Consider the following 18,087-nt stretch of genomic DNA (forward strand, 5'->3'; position numbering starts at 1 on the left):
GGCTACTCACCACTGCAGGCGCAGCCCGAATCCGTCGTCCCCCTCGGCCGTGGGCTTGGAGGCCAGCACCTGGTGCAGCTGGATCTCGTTGCGCTCGAACGCGAGACGCGAGCCGGCCATGTAGAGGCCCCACACGCGGGCGGTGCCCTCACCGACCTCCGCCACGCACTCCTCCCACGAGTCGCGCAGGTTGCGGTTCCAGTCGCGCAGCGTCATCGCGTAGTGCTTGCGGAAGTTCTCCTCGTGGACGACCTCGAGGCCGGCGTCCTGCGCGGCGGCGATGATCGTGCCCGAGCCGGTGAGCTCGCCGTCGGGGAAGACGTAGCGGTCGATGAAGGCGCCCGTGCTGGTCGGCTTGTTGTGCGGCCGGGTGATCTGGTGGTTGAGCAGCTTGCCGCCGGGGCGCAGGTGGTCGGTGACGAAGCCGAAGTACTCCGGGTACTGCTTGACGCCGATGTGCTCGAGCAGACCGATGGAGCTGATCGCGTCGAAGTCGGACTCCAGCACGTCGCGGTAGTCGCTGTGCCGCACCTCGGCGACGTCGCCGAGGCCGTCGGCGTCGATCGCGGCCTTGGCCCAGGACGCCTGCTCGCGGCTCAGCGTGACGCCGAGCGCGGTGACGCCGTAGTGCTTGGCGGCGTGGCGGACCATGCCGCCCCAGCCGCAGCCGATGTCGAGGAGCCGCTGCCCGGGCTGCAGGCCCAGCTTGCGGCACACGAGGTCGAACTTCTCCTCCTGCGCGGCCTCGAGCGTGCTGTCGAGCTCGGGGTAGACCGCGCAGGTGTAGGCCATGGAGGGCCCGAGGACGTGCTCGTAGAAGGTGTTGGAGACGTCGTAGTGGTGGTGGATGGCCTCGGCGTCGCGGATGAGCGAGTGCCGGACGCCCTCGACCACGCGACGCCAGCGGGGCAGGTGCTCCTGCGGCGGCACGGGCGGCGGCGCGAGCGACTTCAGGCCGATGGTGGACCGGATGCCCTGGAGCAGCCCGACGACCTCCGAGGGCGTCGGCGCGCGGAACTTCGTGTGGTTCATCAGCAGCGAGAGCGCCTCGTAGGGGTCTCCGGGGTGCACGCCGTGCACGACCAGCTCGCCCGTCACGTAGGCCCGGGCGAGGCCGAGGTCGCCCGGGGCGCCCAGCAGGTAGGCCAGGCCGCGCTCGCTGGTGAGCTCGAGGGTCACCGCCGCGTCCTCCGGGCCGGCGCAGGAGCCGTCGAAGGCCACCAGCCGCAGCGGCATGCCGTCGCGCATCAGGGCCGCGAGGGCCGGGGCCAGCTGGAATCCACTGTTGCTCGAAGCGCTGCTCACTGCGCGCGCACCACCTTGTCGTAGAGGGAGGTCAGCCGGTCGTCGGGGTCGTGGACGGCCTTGACGCGCGCGAGGCCGGGGCCGTCGTAGAGCGCGTCGAACGTCTCGCGGTCGTAGAAGGCCTGCGAGTAGAGCGACTTGTGGCCGCCCAGCTCGTGGACCCGCGCCTCGATGGCGCGGTTCGTGGGGCCCTCGGGGGCGTCGGGGCCGACCGGCACGGTGCCCCAGAAGCCGATGTTCACGTAGGTCTCGCCCGGCTCCAGCGGGTAGGTCGGCCACCGGCCGCCGCTGGCGGTGCCGCGCGCGACGAGCGGGCACAGCCAGACCGGGCGCATGCCGACGGCCTCGTCGAACCAGGCCAGGAAGTCGCCCAGCCGGGCGAGGGGCACCTCGACGTCCTGCACCACCTTCTCGCGCAGGGGCCGGCCGGCGCGGGCGTCGAGGCGCTCCACGAGCCGGTACCTCTCGTCCAGGCCGACGAGGCGGTGGTAGACGTCGGAGCGGCGCCAGCGGCGCGGCCACAGCCGGCGCACGGTGGGGTTCTGGACGCCGAAGGCGCCCGAGCACCAGAACCAGTCGGTGTCCCAGCGCCACAGGTAGTCGTGCATCGTCAGGACGTCGGTGGAGCGCTGCTGCAGGGAGCGGTAGAAGACCTGCTGCCCGGTGTAGTCGCTGGGCGTGGCCTCGGGGTGCCGGGCCCAGGTGGCGAGGCTGAGGTAGTACTCCCCCGGCGCGAACGCCACCCCGTCCATGCCGTCGACGCGCACGCCGTCGTGCTCCCCGGTGGTCACGACCTCCTGGATCGCCGTCTGGAGCGTGTCGGTGTCGTGGAACCGGACGTGGCGCAGGGTGACGTAGCCGGGGACCTGCTCGAGCTCGATCCGCAGCCGCACCGCGTACCCGAGGGAGCCGTAGGAGTTGGGGAAGGCGTCGAACAGGTCGTCGCCGGGCTTGCAGGTGACGACCGTGCCCGAGCCGGTGATGACGTCCATCTCCAGCACCGCCTCGTGCGGGAGGCCCGAGCGGAAGCTGGTCGACTCGATGCCCAGGCCCGTGACGGCACCGCCGAGGGTGATGGTGCGCAGCTGCGGCACGACGGTCGGGATCAGGCCGTGCGGCAGGGTGGCGTCCACGAGGTCCTCGTAGGTGCACATGCCCTGCACCTCGGCGGTGCGCCCCGCCGCGTCCACCTCGATCACGCCGTCGAGCCCGGAGACGTCGAGGCCGACGGTCGCCGCGGCGCGTGGCCGGAAGAGGTTCGACGTGCGCTTGGCCAGCCGGACGGGCGCGCCGGACGGCAGCGCGGCGTAGGAGGCGCGCAGCCGGGCCACGGCCTCCTCGTGGGACGTCCAGCCCTTCGCAGCGTTCACCCTCCCCAACGTACGCCCGCCGGAGGGCCTGCTGCCACGGGCTGTGACGGACCCGGACGGCGGCGTCTGCTGGATCACAGCGGAGGCGAGGTCCGGGCCCGTCGGTGGCCCGTCAGTGGGCCCGTCAGTGGGCACTGCCCACCTCGTCCTCCTCCGCGGCGGCCTCGGCGAGCGTCTCCTCGACGTAGGCCCGCGCCTTGTCGTCGGGCAGGCGCCAGGCGAACGCCATGACGTAGACGACGGCCGACAGCGCGCCGAGCAGGAGGAAGGAGGTGACGAAGCCGAGGGTCATGGTGTTGCCGGCGGCGGGCTCCGGGTAGGAGCCGAGGAACGAGACCAGCGTGAGGCCGCCAAGCCAGGGCAGCACCCACAGGCCGCTGCGCGCGTCCAGGTCGCGGCCCTTGAGCCCGCCGGTGGCGGCGAAGACGCCGAGCAGCACGAAGCCGATCAGCACGGCGACCATGAGCTTCCACACCGTCGTCCAGCCGCTCCAGTACACGATCAGGTTGGAGCCCCAGAAGGCCAGGAACGGGATGGTGTGGCCGCCGGGCAGGCGGAACGGGCGGACGGCGTCGGGCAGCTGCTTGCGCAGGGCGGCGTGCACCAGCGGACCGGAGGCGAAGGAGAGCACGGTGGCCGAGGTGATGAACCCGACCAGCTGCTGCCACGAGGGGAAGGGCAGCAGCGCGATCAGGCCGACGACGAAGGCGATGACCAGGCCGACCATCGGGACGCCGCGCTCGGTGGTGCGCGCGAGGGTCCGCGGGGCGTTGCCGTTGCGGGCCATCGCGTAGGTGATCCGGGCGGTGACCGTGGTGTAGATGAGCCCGGTGTCGCCGGGAGAGATGATCGCGTCGGCGTAGAGGAGGAAGGCCAGCCAGGCCAGGCCGAGGGCGGTGGCGACCGCGGCCAGCGGGCCGAAGTCGTTCGCGAAGGAGAGGTCGGCCCAGGAGCCGGAGTCGGCCAGCGTCGAGGGGTCGAGCGCGCCGATGAAGGCCACCTGGAGGGCGACGTAGAGGACCACGGTGAGCAGCACCGAGCCGATGACGGCGAGCGGCACGTTGCGGCGCGGGTTGTCGGTCTCCCCCGCCAGCTCGATGCCCTGGCGGAAGCCGAGGTAGGAGAAGACGATGCCGCTGGTGGCCACCGCGGTGAACACGCCGTGGTACCCGGACGGGGCGAAGCCGGCCGAGGAGAAGTTCTCCCCGTGGAAGGCCGCCACCAGGAACGCGGCGATGACCAGCACGATGATGACGAGCTTCCAGCCGACCAGGACGTTGTTGATGCGCGCGAACCAGCGCACGCCGATCGCGTTGACGACCACGAAGAGCGCCATCAGCACGACCGCGGCCGCGTAGCCGAGGGCGGTCAGCGTGTAGACGGTGTCGCCGCCGACGGTGTTCTCGGCCGTGAACGGCGCGTACCTCGTCCCGTACTGGAGCGCGGCCGCCACCTCGATCGGGGCGGTGGTCGCGACCGCGACCCAGGTGATCCAGCCCGAGGCGAAGCTGGCGAGGTTGCCGAAGCTCATGTGCGGGTAGCGCACGACGCCGCCGGAGAGCGGGTACATCGTGCCGAGCTCGGCGTAGACGAGCGCGAGCAGCAGGATGAGGGCGCCTCCCAGCACCCAGGACAGGACCGCCGCGGGGCCGGCGGTCTGGGCGGCGTTCAGCGCTCCGAAGAGCCAGCCGGAGCCGATGATGGAGCCGACGCTGGCGAAGAGGAGACCGACGACACCGACGTGTCGCTTCAGGCCTGCCTCACCGCCGCCCGGCGCGGGTGCGGGGCGGTGCTGGGTGTCGAGAGCCATGCAGACATGGTTGACCCTGACAACCGGCCTGTCACCTCACCCGTCAGGTGGTACCGCTCACCTCGTCACGACCAAGGGTCTGCCCCGGACTCGCCTGCTCCGACACGGGGCAGACAGGTACGCCCCACCACATGCGTGGTGCCAGAGAGTCGAGACCACGAATGTGGTGGGTCGTACCAGCGGCGAGCAGGCCGCGACGGGCTCAGCTCAGGACGGTGGCGTCCAGCGTGCCGCGGGCGTCGCCGTGGTGCACGGGGACGCCGGGGCCGGCGAACTCGGCGACGGCGGCGAGGTCGGTCTCGGCGACGTCGTCCTCACCGAGGACCACGACGGCCTCGAGGCCGCCGGAGCCGGAGGCCACGGCCATGGCGATGCAGACGCCGATCGCCGAGACGGCGAGCGAGGGCAGCGCGACGGTCGCGGCGGCGTAGGTGCGTCCGTCGGAGTCGCGGACGGCGGCGCCCTGTGCGGCCTGGGTGCGGGCCCGGGTGGCGCGGGCCAGGGTCACGAGCTTCTTGTCCTCGGCCTCGAGCGTGGCCGGGGGCTCCGTGCGGGTCCGTGCGTCACTCATCCTCGTCGTCCTCCTCCTCGGGCTCGACGACGGCGATCAGCACCGTGCCGAGCTTGTTGCGTCGTCCTGCTGTCCCCTCGGCCACGAACCGGAGGCCGTGGGCCTCCACGTGGGAGCCGGGGATGGGCACGAGGCCCAGGTGCTTGGCCATGAGGCCGCCGACGGAGTCGACGTCCTCCTCCTCGACCTCCACGCCGATCAGCTCCTCCAGGTCGTCGACCGGGAAGCGGCTGGAGACCCGGACGACGCCCTCGGCGACCGTCTGCACGGGCACCTCCTCGGCGTCGTACTCGTCGGTGATCTCGCCGACGATCTCCTCCAGGACGTCCTCGATGGTGACCAGGCCGGCGGTGCCGCCGTACTCGTCGACCACGACGGCCACGTGCTGGCGGCGGGCCTGCATCTCCTTGAGCAGGTCGTCGACCGGCTTGGAGTCCGGCACGAAGGCCGGCGTCCGCATGATCTCGTCGACCCGCACCGTCAGCTCGGCCTCGGGGTCGTCGAAGTCGCGGCGCACGAGGTCCTTGAGGTAGGCGACGCCGACCACGTGGTCGAGGTTGTCGTCGATGACCGGCAGCCGCGAGAAGCCGCTGCGCAGGCACAGCGAGAGCGTCTGGCGCAGGTTCTTGTAGCGCTCGACGTAGACCACGTCGTTGCGGGGCACCATCACCTCGCGCACCATCGTGTCGCCCAGCTCGAAGACGGAGTGGATCATCCGTCGTTCCTCGGACTCGATCACCGAGGACGCCTCGGCCAGGTCGACCAGCTCGCGCAGCTCGGTCTCGGTCGAGAACGGACCCTGGCGGAAGCCGCGGCCGGGGGTGATCGCGTTGCCGAGCGCGATGAGGAGCACGGGCAGCGGGCCCAGCACCTTGGTGAGGAACGAGACCGGCCCGGCCGAGAGCAGCGCCACCGTCTCGGAGTGCTGGCGGCCCACCGTGCGGGGGGCCACGCCCATCACGACGAACGAGACGACCACCATGATCGCGATCGAGGTGAGCACGCTGGCCCACCAGGCGCCGTCGTAGAGCGCGTCCACCTGGAGCGCGACCAGCACGATCGCCGAGACCTCGAAGACCAGCCGCAGCAGCAGCGCGGTGTTGAGGTAGCGGGAGGCGTCGTCGAGCACGGCGACGAGCCGCTTGGCGCCGGCCCGGTCCTCGTCGGCCAGCTCCTCCGCGCGGGCGCGGCTGAAGCCGGAGAGCGCCGCGTCGGCGGCCGAGAACGCCCCGGCCAGCACGACCAGGACGGCCGCCGTCACCAGCAGCCAGACGTGGTTCATGTCGGGATCAGCCGTCCTGGCCGCGCCAGCGCGCGAGCAGCTCGTCCTGGAGCCCGAACATCACCTTGTGCTCCTCGGGCTCGGCGTGGTCGTAGCCGAGCAGGTGCAGGATGCCGTGGGTGGTGAGCAGCTCGATCTCGGCCAGGGTGCCGTGGCCGGCCGTCTCGCCCTGCCGCTCGGCGACCACGGGGCACAGCACGAGGTCGCCGAGGACGCCCTCCTCGGGCTCCTCGTCGACCAGGCCGGGGCGCAGCTCGTCCATGGGGAAGGCCAGGACGTCGGTCGGCCCCTCCTTCTCCATCCACTGCTCGTTGAGCTCGGCGATGGTCGGCTCGTCCACCGCGCGGATGCAGAGCTCGGCCTCGGGGTGGACGCGCATCGCGTCCATCACGAAGCGGCTCAGCCGGGCCAGGTGGTGGACGTCCAGCCCCTGACCGGACTCGTCCAGGACCTCGATGCTCACCGTGCTCCTCCTGCGCGCGGGCCCTCGGCCCGGGACTCGTGGGTGCCGCGGGCGCTCGCCCGGGCCTCTTCCTCGCGCTGAGCGCGGCGGCGCTCCGCGACGGCGTCGAACGCGTCGTAGGCGGCGACGATCTTGCCGACCAGGCGGTGGCGGACGACGTCCTGGCTGGTCAGCCGGTGGAAGCCGATGTCGTCCACGCCGTCGAGGATGTCCTCCACGACCCGCAGGCCCGACTTCGCGCTGCCCGGCAGGTCGGTCTGGGTGACGTCACCGGTGACCACCATCTTCGAGCCGAAGCCCAGGCGGGTCAGGAACATCTTCATCTGCTCGGGCGTGGTGTTCTGCGCCTCGTCCAGGATGATGAAGGAGTCGTTGAGCGTGCGGCCGCGCATGTAGGCCAGTGGCGCCACCTCGATGGTGCCGGCGGCCAGGAGCTTCGGGATCGACTCCGGGTCGACCATGTCGTGCAGCGCGTCGTAGAGCGGCCGCAGGTAGGGGTCGATCTTCTCCGACAGCGTGCCGGGCAGGAAGCCGAGCTTCTCGCCGGCCTCGACGGCCGGGCGGGTCAGGATGATCCGGTTGACCTCCTTGGCGTGCAGCGCCTGCACGGCCTTGGCCATGGCCAGGTAGGTCTTGCCGGTGCCCGCGGGGCCGATGCCGAACGTGATGGTGTGGGTGTCGATCGAGTCGACGTACTTCTTCTGGTTCAGCGTCTTCGGCCGGATCGAGCGGCCGCGGTTGGACAGGATGTTGAGGCTCAGGACGTCGGCCGGGCGCTCCGTCGTCTCGGCGCGCAGCATCGAGACCGCCCGCTCGACGGTCTCCGCAGTCACGCCCTGACCGGTGCGGATGATCCGCACCAGCTCGTCCAGGAGCCGCTCCGCCAGCGCGACCTCACCGGGCTCGCCCTCGAGCGTGATCCGGTTGCCGCGCACGTGCAGGTCGAGGTCGAAGGACTTCTCGAGCACGCCGAGGTGCTCGTCACCGGGGCCGAGCAGGCTCACCATGTCGATGCTGTTGGGCACCGTCACGGTGTGCCGGGTCGAGGCGGCGGACCGCTCGTCGGCGCTGCTGTCGGGGGTGCTGTCAGGAGGAGTCATGGATGCCCCGCGGCGGGGCGCCTTTCAGGTTGCGTCTGCGTGCGTGCACCCGGTGCAACGCACGGGAGCGGCTGAGGCTTCCATGCTACGGCGCAGCCCCCGCGGGGCGCGCGTCGGTTTGGGCTCGGGTGGACCGGCCCTGTCCACCGGGCCTGTCCACCGAGCCTGTCCAACCGGGCCGTTCACCGGGCCGTGACGCAGGTGCAGCCCCACCGCGACGTCCCTGCCCTACCGTGGGGGCCATGTCAGGCGGAGCGGACGTGCGCGAGTGGCTGGAGGAGGACCCGGACGACGACGACACCGAGCCCGTCTGGTTCCCCGGCCACGGGCTGCCGGACGAGGCCCGCCGGCTGGGGCTGACCCACCACACGCAGGAGGGGGCGCTGCTCGACTTCGCCGGGCGGCTGGACTCCTCCAAGCCGTTCCACCGGGCCGTCGCCTGGGTGATGATCGCGGTGTTCTGCTTCCCGGTCGTGATGGCGGTGCTGCGGGTCCTGGTCTACCTCGGCCCGCACTGACCGCCGCACGGCTCAGCCCGGCGGCCAGGTGAAGTCGCGCCCGGCGAGCACGTGCAGGTGCGCGTGGAACACGGTCTGGCCGGCGCCCGCACCGGTGTTGAAGGTGAGCCGGTAGTCGTCGGGGTGGCCGGCGGCCGTGGCCACGGCGGCGGCGGTCGCGACGAGCTCGGCCATCGTGTCCGGCTCGGCGGCGGCCAGCGCGGCGGCGTTCGGCACGTGCGTGCGCGGCACGACGAGCGCGTGCAGGGGCGCCTGCGGCTCGATGTCGGCGAACGCCACCGTGCGCTCGGTGACGTGCAGCGTGGTCGCGGGGATCTCGCCGGCCACGATCTTGCAGAAGAGGCAGTCGTCCACGCCGTCATCCTGGCATCCCCCGCGGCACTCCCGCCGCGCCCTCCCGGTCGCACCCGGCCCGGCGGGAACCTTTTCGTGCCGCGAGGCGTCACACCAGCACCACACGACACGCACGACCGAACCGGCCCCGGGCACCCGCCCGGTGTGTCGGGGCCGCCACGGAGGCCCCGAACGGGGAGGCTTGCCCGGTGAGCACAGACGGGAGCACCACCATGACCAGCACGCGCACCACCCCCCGCACCGCCCCGCACCGAGGCGGGCTGCGACGTGGGCTGGCAGCCCTGGCCCTGCTCGGCGCGGGCGCCACGGCGCTCACCGCCTGCGGCTCGGACGACGACACCGCCGCCACCGACACCACCACGCCGGCCGGCAGCACCAGCGCGGCGGCCCCGAGCGACGCGGCCACCTCCGAGGCGCCGGTGGAGTCCAGCCCCAGCCCCACCGAGACCTCCTCGCAGGCCGAGGCGACCACCAGCACCGTGCCCGTCTACTGGGTCGGCACCACTCCCCTGGGCGATCGCCTCTACCGCGAGTTCGAGCAGGTCACCGGCGACGCGGCCGCCGGCGCCGTCCAGGCGCTGCTCACCGGCGAGCCCCTCGACCCCGACTACCGCTCCCCCTTCACCGCCGGCTCCGGCGTGGCGAGCGTGACCGACGACGGCGGCACCATCACCGTCACCCTGAGCGACGACGCCCTCGCCGCGCGGCCGGACGGCACGAGCAAGGCCGACGCCGAGCTCGCGGTGCAGGCCGTCGTCTACACCGTCCAGGGCGCTCTGCAGGAGCGGCTCCCGGTGGTCGTCACCGACCCCTCGGGCGGCACCAGCCTGCTCGGGGTCGAGACCGGCGGCGGCGTGAGCAACCGCGACCAGACGACCGTGCAGTCGCTGGTCAACCTCACCACGCCCGAGGAGGGCGCGACCGTCACCGGCGGCACGCTCACGCTGGACGGCGTGGCCAGCTCGTTCGAGGCCACCGTGCCGTGGACGATCACCGACTCCGAGGGCAAGCAGGTGCTCGAGGGCTACGCCACCGCCGAGGGCTGGATGGACAAGCTCTACCCGTTCAGCACGGACGTCGACGTCTCCGACCTGAAGGCCGGCACGTACACCGTGCTCGTGGCCAGCAGTGGCGGCGAGGGCGTGGCCGCACCCATGACGGACACGCGGACCTTCACGATCGGCTGACGCCGCGGCGGCGGTGCCCCGGAGGCCGTCCGACGGGATCGGGCAGCGGCTCAGGCACCGCCCCAGCGCGCGGTGCGCGAGAGCAGCGCCGCACAGGCGGCCAGGCCGGCGGTCGAGGTGCGGAGCACCTCGGTGCCCAGCAGGACGGTGCGCGCCCCGGCGTCCTCGAAGGCGGCGAGCTCCTCGGGGGTCAGACCGCCCTCGGGGCCGACGACGACGGCGACGCGACCGGACGCAGGCACCGGGACGGTCGCCAGGGACGAGGTCGCCTCCTCGTGCAGGACGACGACGAGGTCGTGCTCGCGCAGCAGGTCGGCCACCTGCCCGGTGGTGGCGAGCGGGTCCACGACCGGGTGCCACGGGCGGCGTGCCTGCTTGGCGGCCTCGCGGGCCGTGGCGGCCCACTTGGCGTGCGACCTGGCGGCGCGCTCGCCCTTCCAGACGGCCACCGAGCGAGCGGCCGCCCAGGGCACGACCCGGGCGACACCGACCTCGGTGAGCACCTCGACGGCGAGCTCGCCGCGATCGCCCTTCGGCAGCGCCTGCACCACGGTCAGGGCCGGTGCGGGCTCGGGATGGTCGACGACCTTCTCGACGGTCACGGAGAAGACCTTCTTGCCGGTGGCGGACACCGGGCCCGTCGCCGTCCTGCCGTGCCCGTCGGTGAGGACGACGCGCTCCCCCACCGCGAGCCGGCGGACGGCGACGGCGTGGTGGGCCTCGTCGCCCTCGATCCGCACCTCGCCACCGACGTGGGCGTCGGCGAGCGAGGGCGCGAGGTGCACCGGGAGGCTCATGCGTGCGACCCGCTCAGTGGTTGAACGCGTCGCGCAGCCGGCCGAAGACCGACTTCGTGCCCGGCTTCACGGTGCCCGACGGGGCCTCCTCGCCGCGCACGGCGGCGAGCTCGCGGAGCAGCTCCTCCTGGCGGGCGTCGAGCTTGGTGGGCGTGTCGACGGCGATGGTGACGACCAGGTCGCCACGCCCGCCGCGCAGGCCGGGCACGCCGCGGCCGCGCAGCACCTGCTGCGTGCCGGACTGGGTGCCGGGCTTCACGTCGATCTCGAAGCTCGTCTCCAGGTCGGTCGAGGGCTCGCTGCCCTCGGGCACCACGTCGGCCTCCAGGGTCGGCAGGGTCAGGGTGGTGCCGAGCGCGGCGGCCGTCATCGGCAGGCTGACCGTGCAGTGCAGGTCGGTGCCCTCACGGGTGAAGGTGTCGTGGCGACCGACGTGCACCTCGACGTAGAGGTCGCCGGCGGGGCCACCGCCGGGGCCGACCTCGCCCTGCTCGGAGAGCTGGACGCGGGTGCCGGTGTCGACGCCGCCGGGGATCTTGACGGTGAGGGTGCGGCGGGAGCGGACGCGGCCGTCGCCGGCGCACTCGCGGCAGGGGTCGGGGATGACCGTGCCGAAGCCGCGGCAGGCGGCGCAGGGACGCAGCGTGCGGACCTCGCCGAGGAACGAGCGCTGCACGTGGGCGACCTCGCCCTGGCCGTGGCAGGTCTCGCAGGGCACCGGCGAGGAGCCGGGCGCCGCGCCGTCGCCGCCGCAGGTGCCGCAGGTGACCGCGGTGTCGACGGTGATCTCGCGGGTGGTGCCGAACGCCGCCTCGGCCAGGCTCACCTCGAGCTGGATGAGCGCGTCCTGGCCGCGGCGCATCCGCGGGCGCGGGCCACGACCCTGGGCCTGGCCGGCGCCGCCGAAGAAGGCGTCCATGATGTCGGTGAACGAGAAGCCCTGGGCCCCACCACCGCCGAAGCCGCCGCCGGCGGAGCCGAACGGGTCGCCGCCGCGGTCGTAGTGGGCCTTCTTGTCCGGGTCGGAGAGCACCTCGTAGGCGCGGCTGACCTCGCCGAACTTCTCCTGGGCCTCCGGGTCGGGGTTCACGTCCGGGTGGTACTTGCGCGCCATCCGGCGGTACGCCTTCTTGATCGCGTCGGCGTCGGCGTCGCGGGAGACCCCGAGGGTCTCGTACAGGTCCTGGGCCACGGTGTTCCTTCGTGTTCCTTCGCTGGGTGTGTCAGGCGGTGTGTCAGGGGTGTGTCAGGTGGTGTGTCAGGGGGGGTCGTGCGGGAGGTGCGGCAGAGGGCGGCGTCAGCCCTCGTCGAGGATGCGGGAGACGTAACCGGCCACGGCGCGCACGGCGGCCATGGTGCTCGGGTAGTCCATGCGGGTCGGCCCGACGATGCCGAGCGAGGCCAGGGACTGGCTGCCCGGGCCGTAGCCGGTGGAGACGACGCTGGTCGAGGACAGCTGCTCGATCGGGCCCTCGGCGCCGATCCGCACCGTCACCAGCCCGCCGGAGCCCGCCTCGCCGATGAGCTTGAGCAGCACGACGTGCTCCTCGAGCGCCTCCAGGAGCGGGCGGACGGCGGTGTCGAAGCTGTCCCCGAAGCGCGCCAGGTTCGCGGCACCACCGACGGCCACGCGCTGGTCGGAGCGCTCGTCGCTCATCGCCTCCAGCAGCACGTCGACCACGGCGGCGACGCTGCGCGGGTCGGCACCGGGCACCGGCGAGGGCGCGCCGTGCGGCAGCTCCTCGGGGTCCGGCGCCAGGGTGGCGAGCGCCTCCATGGCCTCGGCGATCCGCTGGCCGGTCGCCGCGTGCAGCACGCGGCTGCGCAGGGTGGCCAGCGCCTCCTCGTCCAGCGCGGCGGGCAGCTCGACGACGCGTTGCTCCACCCGCCCGGAGGAGAGGATGAGCACGACGAGGACCCGCTCTGGCGTGAGCACGACGAGCTCGACGTGCCGCACCGTCGAGCCCGAGAGCGTCGGGTACTGGACGACGGCGACCTGGCGGGTCAGCTGCGAGAGCAGCCGCACCGAGCGCTGGACGACGTCGTCGATGTCCACGGCGCCCTCGAGGAAGGTCGAGATCGCCCGGCGCTCGGCCCCCGAGAGCGGCTTGACGGTGGTCAGCCGGTCGACGAAGAGCCGGTAGCCCTTGTCGGTGGGGATGCGGCCCGCGCTGGTGTGCGGCTGGGCGATGTAACCCTCGTCCTCCAGCGCGGCCATGTCGTTGCGCACGGTGGCCGGCGAGACGCCGAGGCCGTGCCGCTCGACGAGCGCCTTGGAGCCGACGGGCTCCTCGGTGGCCACGTAGTCCTCCACGATGGCGCGCAGGACGGCGAGTCGTCGCTCCTCCTGGATCACGGCACCTCCTGGCGTCGACGGGGCTGGACTGGGCTGGACTGAACGGGGCTGGATTGATCTGGACTGCTCGGCCGGGCTGGGCCGGGCCGGCGCGCGTGAGCCGTGCCGGACCAAGGGCCACCACTGGCACTCGCGCGTCGTGAGTGCCAAGCCTACTCGCCACGCCGCGTGACGCACGTCGGGCGAGCCGCGGCGCCCTGCCCCGAGGTCCTCGCAGGAACCGTCGTCCCACCAAGTGAGGCAACCCTTGGTTAGGCAAGCCTCTCCATGCCACACTCGAGGCTGCCGGCGGTCGTCCGGCGCACCGACCACCCTCGCACCGAGCACCGAGCACCGAGCACCGGAGGCCATCCGCATGACCCTGCACCGCGCGCCCAGCACCGACGTCGAGGCGGCCCGCGCCGCCCGCTCCGTGCTCGCGGCACCGGCACGGGCGTCGTTGCACCTGGCCACGCCTGCGCAGGCGCAGGAGCCGGCCACCGCGCCGCTCTCGCTGGCGGGCGTCTCGCTCGTGGACGACGGCGGCCGGCCGCACCTCCTGGTGCCCACCGACCACGTGCTGGTGGCCGCGGCCCGGGAGGGCCTGGGCGTGCGCCTGTGGCTGGCCGAGGCGGCTTCCGGCGAGCTGCTCCCCGGCGGCGTCGAGGCCGCGCGCCTCGACCTGCACGGCACGCTGGCCCTGGCGGACGTCGAGGCCCACGGCGACCAGGTGACGCTGCGGCTCGAGGTCGCCACGGTCGTGCTGCACCGCTCCGCAGGGTCGGTGCCGGTGGACGTGTCGACGTTCTCCGCCCCCGACCTGGCGCTCAACGCCGGCCACCTGGCCCGCTGCTGCGCGCACGCCAACGCCAGCCACGGCGACCTGCTGCGCGAGGCCGTGGGGCGGCTCGTCGGCCGTCCGGAGGCGCGGATGATCGCCGCGTCCCTGACCTCGATGGACGCCGACGGCGCGGTCGTGGCCTGGATCGACCACGAGGGCGCCCACGAGCGCCGGGTGCCGTTCGTGCTGCCCGCGGAGGGCCCCGAGGACCTCGGCCCGCTGCTGCGCGACGCGCTCGGCCTCGCCCTGCACTGACCTCCGCGCCCCGGGGCTGTCCGGTTGGCCCGAGCATCGCGCCCCTAGGGTGGTGGTGTGAGCACGTTCACGGAGATCGCCGACCGCGTCTGGGTCTCGGCCCGCCCCTGGTACGACGTCAACGTCACCGTCGTCGCCGGTGAGCGCGGCCTGGTGGTGGTCGACACGCACGCGTGCCTGGCCGCCGGAGCGGCGCTGCGCGACGACGTCGTGTCGCTCGCCTCGTCCCTGGCGCCCGGCACCGCCGTGGTGGCGACGGTGCTGACCCACGCGCACCACGACCACGTCCTCGGCACCCCCGCGCTGCGCGCCACCTGGGGTGACGACCTGCCGGTGCACGCGCACGAGGGCTGCCTCGCCGAGCTCACCGCCTGGTCCGCGGACCCCGGACCCGCGCCCGAGAACACCTCCGCCGAGGGGTGGCGGACGACGCAGGACGACGTCGACGCGCTCGTGCTGCCCGACCACGTCTTCTCCTCCGCCGGGTTCGTCGACCTCGGCGACCGGCTCGTCGAGCTGCTGCACCCCGGGCGCGGCCACACCAGCGGCGACCTCGTCGCGGTCGTGCCCGACGCCGACGTGGTCGTCGCGGGCGACCTCGTGGAGTCCGCCGGCCCGCCCGCCCTGGGCCCCGACAGCTTCCCCCTGGAGTGGCCGCTCACCCTCGACGTCGTCCTGCCCCTCCTGCGCCCCTCGACCGTGGTGGTCCCCGGGCACGGCGCCCCGGTCGACCGCGACTTCGTCGAGACCCAGCGCGGTGCCCTGGGCGTGCTCGCCGAGACCGTGCGCGACCTCGCCTCACGCGGGGTGAGCGTGGAGGACGCCGTGGCCCACGAGGGCTGGACCAGCACGGACGCCGGGCTCACCCTGCCCTGGGAGCCGGCCGACCTCGCGGACGCGGTCCGCCGCGTCTACGAGCACCTGCCCCGCAGCCAGAAGCGTCTCCCCCTCCTCTGAGCCCTCGTCGCCGGTGGTCCCGACGTGCTGGACCCGGCGTGCCGCCGACACCGCCCGGAGCCGGGCGCCTAGCGTGTCCGGGTGGCTGATCGATACGGCACCGACGTCCTCGCGGGCGACTGGAACGTCCCGAAGCGCGGCCGCGCCACCGAGGCGCCGGCGAACCTCGGTGAGGTGGTCGAGGAGGTGACCACGGACTTCTGCGGCGAGATCGTCCAGGTCGACCGCGACCTGCACGTGCTCACGCTGGAGGACCGTCGCGGCACGCGCCGCACCTTCCCCCTCGGCGCCGGCTTCCTGCTCGACGGCAAGCCGGTCGTCCTGACCCCGCCGGTGACCCGCCCGGGCCCGGAGAAGAAGACCCGCACCGCGTCCGGCTCCGTGGCCGTGCACGACGCCAAGGCCCGCGTCGCCCGCGCCAGCCGCATCCTCGTCGAGGGACGTCACGACGCCGAGCTGGTGGAGAAGGTCTGGGGCGACGACCTGCGCATCGAGGGTGTCGTCGTGGAGTACCTCGGCGGCGTGGACGACCTCGTGGAGCACCTGCGCGACGTGCGACCCGGGCCGCAGAAGAAGGTCGGCGTCCTCGTGGACCACCTGGTCCGCGGCTCCAAGGAGGCCAAGATCGCCGACGCCGTCGCCCGTTCCCCCATGGGTCCGCACGTGCTCGTGGTCGGCCACCCCTTCATCGACATCTGGCAGGCGGTGAAGCCCGCCCGGCTCGGCATCGGCTCGTGGCCCGACGTCCCGCGCCGCGAGGACTGGAAGAAGGGCACCTGCCAGCGCCTCGGCTGGCCGCACCGCGACCAGGCCGACATCGCCCGGGCGTGGAAGCACATTCTGGGCGGCGTCCGCGACTACCGCGACCTCGACCCCGCCCTGCTCGGCCGCGTCGAGGAGCTCATCGACTTCGTCACGGCCCCCTGAGAAGACCCCCTGGCGAGACCTCCGGCGAGACCCCGGACGAGACCCTGGGCCGCACCCCGGGGACGCGGCCGGAAGTCCTCCCCGGATCAGGGCCTTCCCCGAGGCCGTGGGGCACCCGGGGCCACTAGTGTCGTCGCCATCACCCGGGCGACCGGACCACGCACCTGGAGGAACGACCATGACGCAGGACCCGTACCCGGAGCAGCCCTACCAGGGCCAGGACCCGGCCGAGCAGCACCAGGCCCCGCCGCCCCCGCCCCCGGGTGGGCAGCCGCCGTACGGCTACGGCGCGCCCGGTGGCCCGGTGCCGATGTCGCCGACCGAGGAGAACACCTGGTCGTGCGCCGCGCACTGGACGGCGCTGCTCGGCTCGGTCATCGGCGGGCTGGCCTTCCTCGGCCCGCTGCTGGTCATGCTGATCAAGGGCAACGCCTCGCCGCGGGTCCGCGCCCACGCCGTGGAGTCGCTCAACTTCCAGCTCTCGATCCTGATCTACGCGGTCATCTCGTTCGTGCTGGTCTTCGTGCTGGTCGGGATCGTGCTGCTGCCGATCGTCGGCATCGCCTGGCTCGTGCTCACCATCATCGGCACCGTGAAGTCCGCGAACGGCGAGTACTACCGCTACCCGCTGACCATCCGCATGGTCAGCTGACCCGACAGTCCCCGGCCGGTGCCCGGACCCGGAGGTCCGGTTCGATCAGGGCAGCAGGTCCCGCACGACGGCGTCCGCCACCAGGCGGGCGCCGTCGGTGATCCGGACGCGGTCGGCGCCGGGGGCGACCTCGAGCAGGCCGCGGGCCACCAGGCCGGGCACGGCGGCTCGCCCGCCGTCGTCCAGGACCGACAGCGGCATCCCCTCGCGCAGCCGCAGCTCCAGCAGCACCCGCTCGACGCGACGGTCCTCCGCCGAGAGCACCTCCCGGGCCAGCGCCGGGCTGAGACCCGAGCCCAGCCGCTGCGCGTAGGCGACGGGGTGCTTGACGTTCCACCAGCGGGTGCCGCCCACGTGGCTGTGCGCGCCGGGGCCGACGCCCCACCAGTCGGCGCCCGTCCAGTACAGGACGTTGTGGCGGCAGCGTGTCTCCTCCGAGGTGGACCAGTTGCTGACCTCGTACCAGGAGAGCCCCGCCTCGACGAGGCGGGAGTCGGCGGCGGCGTACTTGTCGGCCAGGTCGTCCTCGTCGGGCATGGGCAGCTCGCCACGACGGACGCGGCGGGCCAGAGCGGTGCCGTCCTCGACGATGAGCGAGTAGGCCGAGACGTGGTCGGGCTCGCACGCCAGGGCGGCCTCCACCGAGGTCTCCCAGTCGGCCAGCGACTCACCGGGAGTGCCGTAGATGAGGTCGAGGCTGACCTGCTCGATGCCACCCTCCCGGGCCCAGCGGACGACGTCGGGGACGCGGCGGGGGTCGTGGGTGCGGTCGAGCACCGTCAGGACGTGGGAGACCTGGCTCTGCATGCCGAAGCTGACCCGGTTCACCCCGACCTCGGCCAGGCGGGCCAGCGCGGCCGCGTCGACGGAGTCGGGGTTGGACTCGGTGGTGACCTCCACGTCGGGCGCGAGCCCGAACTCCTGGCGGGCCGCGTCGATGACCGAGCCGAGGTCGTCGGGGCTGAGCAGCGTGGGCGTGCCGCCGCCGAAGAAGATCGTGTCGACGGGGAGGTCGACGTCGCCGAGCACCTGCCGCGCCCGGCGCACCTCGGCCACCGCGGCCTGGGCGTAGGTGTCGCGGGAGGCACCGGGGGTGCCGCGGCCGTCGGGGCCGACGCCCAGCTCGGCGGAGGTGTAGGTGTTGAAGTCGCAGTAGCCGCAGCGCACCGTGCAGAACGGCACGTGCACGTAGAGGCCGAAGGGTCGGCTGCCGAGACCGTCGAGGGCGGAGGCCGGCAGCGCGCCGTCGTCCGGCGCCTGCTCACCGTCGGGGCGGGGGGGGGGGCCCCCCCCCACCCCCCCCCCCCCCCGGGGGGCCGCCCAACGGCTCAGATCGGGGCGGTGATCGTTTTGGTGGCGAACG

General features: G+C 73.4%; 18 protein-coding genes. 6 read left to right on the plus strand and 12 right to left on the minus strand.

Annotated features, from left to right (window positions below):
* Positions 1 to 6 precede the first annotated feature (6 nt).
* From M8316_RS04580 to M8316_RS04610, 7 genes are all read right to left on the minus strand, one after another.
* Positions 7 to 1,305, minus strand: a complete 1,299-nt coding sequence (locus M8316_RS04580) for a class I SAM-dependent methyltransferase (protein WP_308195958.1) — start codon at positions 1,303 to 1,305, stop codon at positions 7 to 9.
* The gene (locus M8316_RS04585) at positions 1,302 to 2,675 is read right to left on the minus strand and encodes an FAD-binding oxidoreductase (RefSeq protein WP_250052418.1); all 1,374 of its coding nucleotides are present in this window, start codon (positions 2,673 to 2,675) and stop codon (positions 1,302 to 1,304) included. The genes M8316_RS04580 and M8316_RS04585 overlap by 4 nt, the downstream gene beginning before the upstream one ends.
* Positions 2,676 to 2,799: 124 nt before the next feature.
* A complete protein-coding gene (locus tag M8316_RS04590; RefSeq protein WP_250052420.1) occupies positions 2,800 to 4,485 on the minus strand; it encodes an APC family permease in 1,686 nt (561 codons plus the stop codon).
* 202 nt (positions 4,486 to 4,687) lie between these two features.
* Positions 4,688 to 5,056, minus strand: a complete 369-nt coding sequence (locus tag M8316_RS04595; RefSeq protein ID WP_250052422.1) for a cytidine deaminase-like protein — start codon at positions 5,054 to 5,056, stop codon at positions 4,688 to 4,690.
* Positions 5,049 to 6,338, minus strand: coding sequence for a hemolysin family protein (locus M8316_RS04600; RefSeq protein WP_250052424.1), 1,290 nt, complete (start codon positions 6,336 to 6,338; stop codon positions 5,049 to 5,051). The genes M8316_RS04595 and M8316_RS04600 overlap by 8 nt, the downstream gene beginning before the upstream one ends.
* A 7-nt stretch (positions 6,339 to 6,345) precedes the next feature.
* On the minus strand, positions 6,346 to 6,801 hold the full coding sequence (ybeY, locus tag M8316_RS04605) for an rRNA maturation RNase YbeY (RefSeq protein ID WP_250052426.1): 456 nt from the start codon (positions 6,799 to 6,801) through the stop codon (positions 6,346 to 6,348).
* Positions 6,798 to 7,901 (minus strand): PhoH family protein, encoded by a 1,104-nt coding sequence (locus tag M8316_RS04610; protein ID WP_250052429.1) that lies wholly within the window; start codon positions 7,899 to 7,901, stop codon positions 6,798 to 6,800. Before M8316_RS04610 ends, ybeY begins: the two co-directional genes overlap by 4 nt.
* Positions 7,902 to 8,143: 242 nt before the next feature.
* On the opposite strand from M8316_RS04610, the gene M8316_RS04615 reads away from it, so the two are divergent.
* On the plus strand, positions 8,144 to 8,419 hold the full coding sequence (locus M8316_RS04615) for a hypothetical protein (RefSeq protein WP_250052431.1): 276 nt from the start codon (positions 8,144 to 8,146) through the stop codon (positions 8,417 to 8,419).
* Between the two features lie 12 nt (positions 8,420 to 8,431).
* Here the strand turns inward: M8316_RS04615 and M8316_RS20985 are convergent, their stop codons facing one another.
* Positions 8,432 to 8,773: an HIT domain-containing protein gene (locus M8316_RS20985; protein WP_250052434.1), complete on the minus strand. Its 342-nt coding sequence runs from the start codon at positions 8,771 to 8,773 to the stop codon at positions 8,432 to 8,434.
* A 212-nt stretch (positions 8,774 to 8,985) separates the two neighbouring features.
* Between M8316_RS20985 and M8316_RS04625 the strand changes: the two genes are divergently transcribed.
* Entirely contained in the window at positions 8,986 to 9,960 is a 975-nt protein-coding gene (locus M8316_RS04625) for a Gmad2 immunoglobulin-like domain-containing protein (RefSeq protein WP_250052436.1), read from the plus strand.
* Positions 9,961 to 10,010: 50 nt separating this feature from the next.
* On the opposite strand, the gene M8316_RS04630 is transcribed toward M8316_RS04625, so the two are convergent.
* From M8316_RS04630 to hrcA, 3 genes are all read right to left on the minus strand, one after another.
* Entirely contained in the window at positions 10,011 to 10,757 is a 747-nt protein-coding gene (locus M8316_RS04630; RefSeq protein WP_250052438.1) for a 16S rRNA (uracil(1498)-N(3))-methyltransferase, read from the minus strand.
* Positions 10,758 to 10,770: 13 nt separating this feature from the next.
* Complete coding sequence (gene dnaJ, locus M8316_RS04635; protein ID WP_250052440.1) at positions 10,771 to 11,949, minus strand: molecular chaperone DnaJ; 1,179 nt, start codon at positions 11,947 to 11,949, stop codon at positions 10,771 to 10,773.
* Positions 11,950 to 12,054: 105 nt separating this feature from the next.
* On the minus strand, positions 12,055 to 13,110 hold the full coding sequence (gene hrcA, locus M8316_RS04640) for a heat-inducible transcriptional repressor HrcA (protein ID WP_250052457.1): 1,056 nt from the start codon (positions 13,108 to 13,110) through the stop codon (positions 12,055 to 12,057).
* Positions 13,111 to 13,468: 358 nt separating this feature from the next.
* On the opposite strand from hrcA, the gene M8316_RS04645 reads away from it, so the two are divergent.
* The 4 genes from M8316_RS04645 (at position 13,469) to M8316_RS04660 (ending at position 16,724) form a co-directional block, all read left to right on the plus strand.
* Positions 13,469 to 14,188, plus strand: a complete 720-nt coding sequence (locus M8316_RS04645; protein WP_250052442.1) for a DUF2470 domain-containing protein — start codon at positions 13,469 to 13,471, stop codon at positions 14,186 to 14,188.
* 57 nt (positions 14,189 to 14,245) lie between these two features.
* Positions 14,246 to 15,145: an MBL fold metallo-hydrolase gene (locus tag M8316_RS04650; protein WP_250052443.1), complete on the plus strand. Its 900-nt coding sequence runs from the start codon at positions 14,246 to 14,248 to the stop codon at positions 15,143 to 15,145.
* A gap of 81 nt (positions 15,146 to 15,226) precedes the next feature.
* Positions 15,227 to 16,072, plus strand: coding sequence for a DUF3097 domain-containing protein (locus tag M8316_RS04655; protein WP_250052445.1), 846 nt, complete (start codon positions 15,227 to 15,229; stop codon positions 16,070 to 16,072).
* A 178-nt stretch (positions 16,073 to 16,250) separates the two neighbouring features.
* Complete coding sequence (locus M8316_RS04660) at positions 16,251 to 16,724, plus strand: DUF4870 domain-containing protein (RefSeq protein ID WP_250052447.1); 474 nt, start codon at positions 16,251 to 16,253, stop codon at positions 16,722 to 16,724.
* Between the two features lie 45 nt (positions 16,725 to 16,769).
* Here M8316_RS04660 and hemW read toward each other — a convergent pair whose 3' ends face one another.
* A complete protein-coding gene (gene hemW / locus M8316_RS04665) occupies positions 16,770 to 18,020 on the minus strand; it encodes a radical SAM family heme chaperone HemW (RefSeq protein WP_250052449.1) in 1,251 nt (416 codons plus the stop codon).
* Between the last annotated feature and the right edge of the window lie 67 nt (positions 18,021 to 18,087).

The organism is Nocardioides bruguierae, from assembly GCF_023554635.1.
In the GTDB taxonomy this organism is placed as follows: Bacteria; Actinomycetota; Actinomycetes; order Propionibacteriales; family Nocardioidaceae; genus Nocardioides; species Nocardioides bruguierae.

What these genes read in the sequence shown, in the direction of transcription:
- M8316_RS04615 (WP_250052431.1), top strand. Translation starts at nt 8,144, where the DNA reads ATGTCAGGCGGAGCGGACGTGCGCGAGTGGCTGGAGGAGGACCCGGAC.
- M8316_RS04600 (WP_250052424.1), bottom strand. Translation starts at nt 6,338, where the DNA reads ATGAACCACGTCTGGCTGCTGGTGACGGCGGCCGTCCTGGTCGTGCTG.
- M8316_RS04645 (WP_250052442.1), top strand. Translation starts at nt 13,469, where the DNA reads ATGACCCTGCACCGCGCGCCCAGCACCGACGTCGAGGCGGCCCGCGCC.
- M8316_RS04610 (WP_250052429.1), bottom strand. Translation starts at nt 7,901, where the DNA reads ATGACTCCTCCTGACAGCACCCCCGACAGCAGCGCCGACGAGCGGTCC.
- M8316_RS04590 (WP_250052420.1), bottom strand. Translation starts at nt 4,485, where the DNA reads ATGGCTCTCGACACCCAGCACCGCCCCGCACCCGCGCCGGGCGGCGGT.
- M8316_RS04595 (WP_250052422.1), bottom strand. Translation starts at nt 5,056, where the DNA reads ATGAGTGACGCACGGACCCGCACGGAGCCCCCGGCCACGCTCGAGGCC.
- M8316_RS04660 (WP_250052447.1), top strand. Translation starts at nt 16,251, where the DNA reads ATGACGCAGGACCCGTACCCGGAGCAGCCCTACCAGGGCCAGGACCCG.
- M8316_RS04630 (WP_250052438.1), bottom strand. Translation starts at nt 10,757, where the DNA reads ATGAGCCTCCCGGTGCACCTCGCGCCCTCGCTCGCCGACGCCCACGTC.
- M8316_RS04625 (WP_250052436.1), top strand. Translation starts at nt 8,986, where the DNA reads ATGACCAGCACGCGCACCACCCCCCGCACCGCCCCGCACCGAGGCGGG.